The 2,662-nt window shown below is 69.2% G+C and carries 3 protein-coding genes and 1 pseudogene; 1 reads left to right on the top strand and 3 read right to left on the bottom strand.

The annotated features are described in order from the left end of the window. Positions 1–1,026, top strand: a 1,026-nt coding sequence (locus K2X24_RS14990; RefSeq protein WP_292499176.1) for a phosphoenolpyruvate carboxykinase (ATP), incomplete at its 5' end; no start/stop codon positions are given. Between the two features lie 52 nt (positions 1,027–1,078). On the opposite strand, the gene K2X24_RS14985 is transcribed toward K2X24_RS14990, so the two are convergent. The 3 genes and pseudogenes from K2X24_RS14985 to K2X24_RS14975 form a co-directional block, all read right to left on the bottom strand. Further along, a complete protein-coding gene (locus tag K2X24_RS14985) occupies positions 1,079–1,519 on the bottom strand; it encodes an anaerobic typically selenocysteine-containing protein (protein WP_292499175.1) in 441 nt (146 codons plus the stop codon). 150 nt (positions 1,520–1,669) lie between these two features. Next, positions 1,670–1,990, bottom strand: coding sequence for a YbaB/EbfC family nucleoid-associated protein (locus K2X24_RS14980; RefSeq protein ID WP_292499174.1), 321 nt, complete (start codon positions 1,988–1,990; stop codon positions 1,670–1,672). Between the two features lie 84 nt (positions 1,991–2,074). Then, positions 2,075–2,662: pseudogene (locus K2X24_RS14975) on the bottom strand (DNA polymerase III subunit gamma/tau); the annotation flags it as partial.

The raw sequence follows: 2,662 nt of genomic DNA, 5'->3' as shown, positions 1-2,662 counted from the left end.
GAGATGAAGAAGTCGGTCTTCACCTACCTCAACTACATGCTGCCCGGGGCCGGCGTGATGCCGATGCACTGCTCGGCCAACGCGGCCCTCGACGAGGCCGGCGATTCGGCCCTGTTCTTCGGCCTGTCCGGCACCGGCAAGACCACGCTCTCCAATGATTCCTCGCGCCAGCTTCTCGGCGACGACGAGCACGGCTGGAGCAAGGACGGCATCTTCAACTTCGAGGGTGGCTGCTACGCCAAGACCATCCGCCTCTCGCGCAACGCCGAGCCGGAGATCTACGCCACCACGGAGCGCTTCGGCACGGTGATGGAGAACGTGGTGATCCATCCCGAGACCCGGGTGCCGGATTTCGACGACGCCTCGCTTACCGAGAACACCCGCTGCGCCTACCCGCTCGACTTCATCGCGAATGCGAGCGCCACCGGCCGGGCCACGCACCCCAAGAACATCGTCATGCTGACCTGCGACGCCTTCGGAGTGATGCCCCCGATCGCCAAGCTGACCGGCGCCGAGGCGATGTATCACTTCCTGTCCGGCTACACGGCCAAGGTCGCCGGGACGGAGCGGGGATTGACGGCGCCCGAGGCGACGTTCTCGACCTGCTTCGGGGCGCCGTTCATGCCGCGCCATCCCAGCGTCTACGGCAACCTGCTGCGCGACCTGATCGCGGCGCACGACGCCGATTGCTGGCTCGTGAACACCGGCTGGACCGGCGGCGGCGTCGGCACCGGACGGCGCATGCCGATCCGCGTCACGCGCCGCCTGCTTAACGCGGCCCTCGACGGCTCCCTGTCCAACGTCGAGTTCCGGCGCGACCCCTATTTCGGCTTCCAGGTGCCCGTCGCGGTGCCGGGCGTCGAGACGGAGGTGCTGTCGCCGATCGAGACCTGGAACAACAAGGCGGCGTTCCACGAGACTGCCACCCGCCTCGTCACCATGTTCCAGGAGAACTTCAAGCGCTTCGCCGCGCATGTCGACGCGGATGTCCGTGCCGCGGAGCCGGGGCTCGCCGTGGCCGCCTGAACGCCGCGTCCCATCAGAAAAAGCCGGCCGGGGCGACCCGGCCGGTGGCGGCTCAGCCGGCCGGCGGCGTCAGGACCAGCTTGCCCTCGAAGGGCGCCTTCTGGTTGCGGTTGCTCGTGCAGGCATAGGTCTCCTGCCCCTCCTTGAGGGTACGGATGCGCAGCGTGCCCTTGCCGTTCTGCTTGACGAGGTAGCCCTTCTCGCTGGCCACGTGAATGAGATCGCCGTCGGCGTGCAGCACGTTGGCGTTCTCGAACTGGCCCGGCGCCGTGATGGTGACGGGCTCGCCGGCCGAACTGATGATGTGCAACTCCACGTTTGTGTTGGCCGGGAGCCGCAATTCGGCCGGCGCGCAGACCGGTTTGTCACCATCCATCGTGATGGTGAGTTCCACGGGCGGCATCGCCCCGCTGCTGGCCGGCGGCAGCGGCTTGCTCTGGGCCAGGGCCGCATTCCCGAAGGCCGTGGCGCTCAGCGCAACGAGCCCGAACATCGCGTATCGCAAAATCATCACCTCGAACGTGTCTCACCAATTCTTGGGTGACGCGTCGGGGATTCCGCGGGTTCCGGTTTCCGGGCGCACGCGGCGAGGCGCCGCGACGCGGGGGGAAGGTGCGCATTCCCCGCCCACCGTGTTCGATCCTCAGAACAGCTTCATGCCCGGGGGGATCGGGAGGCCCTTGGTCAACTCCGCCATCCGCTCGGCGGCGACCTGCTCGGCCTTGCCTCGCGCGTCGTTGACGGCGGCCACGATGAGATCCTCGAGGATCTCGCGTTCGTCGGCGACCATCAGCGCGGAATCGAGCTGGATGCCCCGCACGAGGCCCTTGGCCGTCATCGTCACCCGCACGGCGCCGCCGCCCGAGGCACCCGTGACCTCGACCGTGTCGAGTTCGTCCTGCAGGGAGGCCATCTTCTCCTGCATGGCCTGGGCCTGCTTCATGATGCCCATCAGGTCGCGCATCGGCTCTGCTCCTTGGTCGGTTCGGGGTTGCGTCGGAAAAGAGGATGAGATGGTTCGCGATCTGGGACGCGACAACGCCGGCGGCTACGCTTCGTCGTCGGGCTCCTCGGTCTCCGCCTCGCCCGTGGGGGGCGCCTCCAGGGCGGGGGAGGCCTCGGGGGCGCGGTCGCGCACGTCGACGATCTGCGCGCCGGGGAAGCGGGCGAGCACCTCGCGGACGAGGGGATGGGCGGCCGCGTTCTGGTGGCGGGTCTCGGTGGCGGCTCGGGCCGTGGCGTCGAGGGTCGGCTCGCCGGCCTCCTTCGACAGGGCGACGATCCAACGCCGCCCGGTCCAGGCGTCGAGGGCACGGGCGAGATCGTTGGCGATGCTCTGGCGCCCGCCCTCGGCGAGGCGGAACTCGATGCGGCCCTCCTCGAAGCGCACGAGGTGGACCTCGCGCTCCAGGGCCATCTTCAGGCCGATGTCGCGCTTGGCATCCGCCAGGGCGACGACGTCGGTGAAGCGCAGGAGGCGGGGCTCTTCCGGCTGCGGAGCGGGGGCGGGACTTGCCAGGGCGGGACTTGCCAGGACAGGATTTGGCAGGACAGGATTTGCGAGCCCGGAATTCACGAGGGCGGGGCGCGAACCGCCGCCGTTGGCCGCCATGGACAGGGCAGGGCGGGGCGGGGG

Origin of the sequence: Methylobacterium sp. (assembly GCF_019750675.1) — a bacterium.
Lineage (GTDB): Bacteria > Pseudomonadota > Alphaproteobacteria > Rhizobiales > Beijerinckiaceae > Methylobacterium.
This window is presented reverse-complemented; position numbering and strand designations above follow the sequence as displayed.

Excerpts from the sequence above, each read along its gene's own strand:
- K2X24_RS14985 (WP_292499175.1), bottom strand. The coding sequence starts at position 1,519 with ATGTTCGGGCTCGTTGCGCTGAGCGCCACGGCCTTCGGGAATGCGGCC.
- K2X24_RS14980 (WP_292499174.1), bottom strand. The coding sequence starts at position 1,990 with ATGCGCGACCTGATGGGCATCATGAAGCAGGCCCAGGCCATGCAGGAG.